This is a genomic window from Micromonospora sp. I033, from assembly GCF_053890995.1.
In genome coordinates, this window is record NZ_JBSSLX010000345.1 from 1 (window position 1) to 3,548 (window position 3,548).

A 3,548-nucleotide genomic window follows, 5' to 3' on the forward strand; every position below is an offset into this window, starting at 1 on the left:
TCGTGGTGCTGCGGCCGGGCGCCGGCCTCGACCCGCTCGGCGTCGCCGCCGGCCTGGCCGGCACCGCCGCCATGGCGGCCGGGCTGGTGCTCACCCGCCGCTGGGGCCGGCCGGCCGGGGTGGGCACCCTCGCCGCGACCAGCTGGCAGCTCGTCGCCGGCGGCCTGCTGATCGTGCCGGTCGCCGCCGCCGTGGAGGGCGCGCCGCCCGCGCCGGACGGGCCGGCCCTGCTCGGGTACGCGTGGCTCGGGCTGGTCGGCACCGCGCTGGCGTACGCGCTCTGGTTCCGGGGCGCGGCCCGGCTGCCGGTCACCCGGGTGTCGGTGCTCGGCGCGCTCAGCCCGCTGACCGCCGCGACCCTCGGCTGGCTGGTGCTCGGCCAGGCGCTCACCCCCATCCAGCTCGCCGGCTTCGCGGTGGCGGTCGGCGCCATGGTGCTCGGCCAGCTTCCCGGACGGGCCGCACCGGCCACCGGGAAGGCCACTCCGGGCGCCGGGCGGGTCGCGCCGGACGAGCGGGGTGGTCAGCCGGCGCGCAGCCGGCGCCACTCACCGGCCGGGGCCTCGGCGGCGGCCACGCCCTCGGGCAGCGCGCCGGGCGGCAGTTCCGCAGCCGCGGCGAGCGGCAGGGTGAACCGGTGCGCGGCGGACGGCGCGGCCGCGTGCGACTGGTCGAGCAACCAGCGCACCTCGTCGACCGTCCAGCCCAGGCCGGCCCGGCCGGCCAGCTCCCGGACCAACCGCAGGCCGACCCGGGTGTCGTCGTCGTAGAAGCGCATGCACCAGTGGTGCGCCCACATGCCGAGCGCGCGCAGCCCGGCGGCGTCGAGCGAGCCGACCAGCCGGCCGCAGGCGGTGTCGGCGAAGGCGCGCCCCGGGTCGTCGGCCCGGTCCCGTTCGATCGCCCCGTACGCGGCCGGCGCCACGACCCGCATCCGGTCGTAGAAGCCCTGCACCACCGCACCGTCCAGCCGTGTCCGCCCCGATCGCATCAGCGGACACCCCGCCCGGCCACGCTCGCCATGCCCCGCACCCTTTCTTGAGTTGGTGGCGGGACCGTACCGGCCACTACCGACACTTTCCCGGGCGGAATCCGTTGCCGCGCCAGGGATAGCTGGACTGAGCTGGGGCGTCTGTATCTGTGACGACAACGAGCGGGAGGGTGGGTGGACGAGGACGACCGGGCCCGGCTGGCCGAGTTCGTGACCAGCCGCACGCCGGCGTTGATGCGGGTGGCGTACCTGCTCACCGGCGACCGGCACGCGGCCGAGGACCTGTTCCAGTCGGCGCTGGCCAGGACCATCCCGAGGTGGCGGACGCTGCGGCACGCCGACCCGGAGGGCTACCTGCGCACGGTCATGTACCGGGAGCAGGTGAGCTGGTGGCGGCGGCTGCGGCGACGCCGGGAGACGGCGCTCACCGGGGCCGACGAGGCGGTCCAGCCGGATCCCAGCGGTGGCACCGACGTACGCCTGGCGATGCGGGCGGCGCTGCGGCTGCTGCCGCCGGCCCAGCGCACGGTGCTGGTCCTGCGCTACTACGAGGACCTCACCGAGACCCAGGTGGCCGAGGCGCTGGGCTGCACGGTCGGCACGGTACGCAGCCGGACCCACCGCGCGGTGACCCGGCTGCGCCAGCTCCTGCCGGACGTCGAACTCCTGGAGGTACGGCGGTGACCACGCCCTTCGAGGACCTCATCCGCGCCACCCTCTCCGACCTGGCCGAGGAGGCACCCAGAGTGCAGGACCAGTTGACCCCGGCGGAGCGCCGGTTCCGGAACCGGCGCTCCGCCGGGGTCAACTGGTCCTGCACTCTGGGTGCCTCCTCGGCCAGGTCGGAGAGGGTGGCGCGGATGAGGTCCTCGAAGGGCGTGGTCACCGCCGTACCTCCAGGAGTTCGACGTCCGGCAGGAGCTGGCGCAGCCGGGTCACCGCGCGGTGGGTCCGGCTGCGTACCGTGCCGACCGTGCAGCCCAGCGCCTCGGCCACCTGGGTCTCGGTGAGGTCCTCGTAGTAGCGCAGGACCAGCACCGTGCGCTGGGCCGGCGGCAGCAGCCGCAGCGCCGCCCGCATCGCCAGGCGTACGTCGGTGCCACCGCTGGGATCCGGCTGGACCGCCTCGTCGGCCCCGGTGAGCGCCGTCTCCCGGCGTCGCCGCAGCCGCCGCCACCAGCTCACCTGCTCCCGGTACATGACCGTGCGCAGGTAGCCCTCCGGGTCGGCGTGCCGCAGCGTCCGCCACCTCGGGATGGTCCTGGCCAGCGCCGACTGGAACAGGTCCTCGGCCGCGTGCCGGTCGCCGGTGAGCAGGTACGCCACCCGCATCAACGCCGGCGTGCGGCTGGTCACGAACTCGGCCAGCCGGGCCCGGTCGTCCTCGTCCACCCACCCTCCCGCTCGTTGTCGTCACAGATACAGACGCCCCAGCTCAGTCCAGCTATCCCTGGCGCGGCAACGGATTCCGCCCGGGAAAGTGTCGGTAGTGGCCGGTACGGTCCCGCCACCAACTCAAGAAAGGGTGCGGGGCATGGCGAGCGTGGCCGGGCGGGGTGTCCGCTGATGCGATCGGGGCGGACACGGCTGGACGGTGCGGTGGTGCAGGGCTTCTACGACCGGATGCGGGTCGTGGCGCCGGCCGCGTACGGGGCGATCGAACGGGACCGGGCCGACGACCCGGGGCGCGCCTTCGCCGACACCGCCTGCGGCCGGCTGGTCGGCTCGCTCGACGCCGCCGGGCTGCGCGCGCTCGGCATGTGGGCGCACCACTGGTGCATGCGCTTCTACGACGACGACACCCGGGTCGGCCTGCGGTTGGTCCGGGAGCTGGCCGGCCGGGCCGGCCTGGGCTGGACGGTCGACGAGGTGCGCTGGTTGCTCGACCAGTCGCACGCGGCCGCGCCGTCCGCCGCGCACCGGTTCACCCTGCCGCTCGCCGCGGCTGCGGAACTGCCGCCCGGCGCGCTGCCCGAGGGCGTGGCCGCCGCCGAGGCCCCGGCCGGTGAGTGGCGCCGGCTGCGCGCCGGCTGACCACCCCGCTCGTCCGGCGCGACCCGCCCGGCGCCCGGAGTGGCCTTCCCGGTGGCCGGTGCGGCCCGTCCGGGAAGCTGGCCGAGCACCATGGCGCCGACCGCCACCGCGAAGCCGGCGAGCTGGATGGGGGTGAGCGCCTGGCCGAGCACCAGCCAGCCGAGGGTCGCGGCGGTCAGCGGGCTGAGCGCGCCGAGCACCGACACCCGGGTGACCGGCAGCCGGGCCGCGCCCCGGAACCAGAGCGCGTACGCCAGCGCGGTGCCGACCAGCCCGAGCCACGCGTACCCGAGCAGGGCCGGCCCGTCCGGCGCGGGCGGCGCGCCCTCCACGGCGGCGGCGACCGGCACGATCAGCAGGCCGCCGGCGACGAGCTGCCAGCTGGTCGCGGCGAGGGTGCCCACCCCGGCCGGCCGGCCCCAGCGGCGGGTGAGCACCAGCCCGGCCGCCATGGCGGCGGTGCCGGCCAGGCCGGCGGCGACGCCGAGCGGGTCGAGGCCGGCGCCCGGCCGCAGCACCACGA

The 3,548-nt window shown here is 76.8% G+C and carries 4 protein-coding genes and 2 pseudogenes; 3 read left to right on the forward strand and 3 right to left on the reverse strand.

All coding sequences use genetic code 11. The features are described 5' to 3' along the window. Positions 1-71 precede the first annotated feature (71 nt). Positions 72-380: pseudogene (locus ACW0Q9_RS29765) on the forward strand (EamA family transporter); the annotation flags it as partial. 143 nt (positions 381-523) lie between these two features. Here the strand turns inward: ACW0Q9_RS29765 and ACW0Q9_RS29770 are convergent. After that, on the reverse strand, positions 524-991 hold the full coding sequence (locus ACW0Q9_RS29770; protein ID WP_456186979.1) for a hypothetical protein: 468 nt from the start codon (positions 989-991) through the stop codon (positions 524-526). Positions 992-1,165: 174 nt separating this feature from the next. Between ACW0Q9_RS29770 and ACW0Q9_RS29775 the strand changes: the two genes are divergently transcribed. Then, the gene (locus tag ACW0Q9_RS29775; RefSeq protein ID WP_456186981.1) at positions 1,166-1,675 is read left to right on the forward strand and encodes a SigE family RNA polymerase sigma factor; all 510 of its coding nucleotides are present in this window, start codon (positions 1,166-1,168) and stop codon (positions 1,673-1,675) included. A gap of 198 nt (positions 1,676-1,873) precedes the next feature. Here ACW0Q9_RS29775 and ACW0Q9_RS29780 read toward each other — a convergent pair whose 3' ends face one another. Continuing rightward, the gene (locus ACW0Q9_RS29780) at positions 1,874-2,383 is read right to left on the reverse strand and encodes a SigE family RNA polymerase sigma factor (RefSeq protein ID WP_456186981.1); all 510 of its coding nucleotides are present in this window, start codon (positions 2,381-2,383) and stop codon (positions 1,874-1,876) included. A gap of 174 nt (positions 2,384-2,557) precedes the next feature. Between ACW0Q9_RS29780 and ACW0Q9_RS29785 the strand changes: the two genes are divergently transcribed. Next, positions 2,558-3,025: a hypothetical protein gene (locus tag ACW0Q9_RS29785; protein WP_456186979.1), complete on the forward strand. Its 468-nt coding sequence runs from the start codon at positions 2,558-2,560 to the stop codon at positions 3,023-3,025. A 143-nt stretch (positions 3,026-3,168) separates the two neighbouring features. On the opposite strand, the pseudogene ACW0Q9_RS29790 reads toward ACW0Q9_RS29785, so the two are convergent. Beyond that, positions 3,169-3,477 (reverse strand): annotated as a pseudogene (locus ACW0Q9_RS29790) (EamA family transporter); the annotation flags it as partial. Positions 3,478-3,548: the final 71 nt, after the last annotated feature.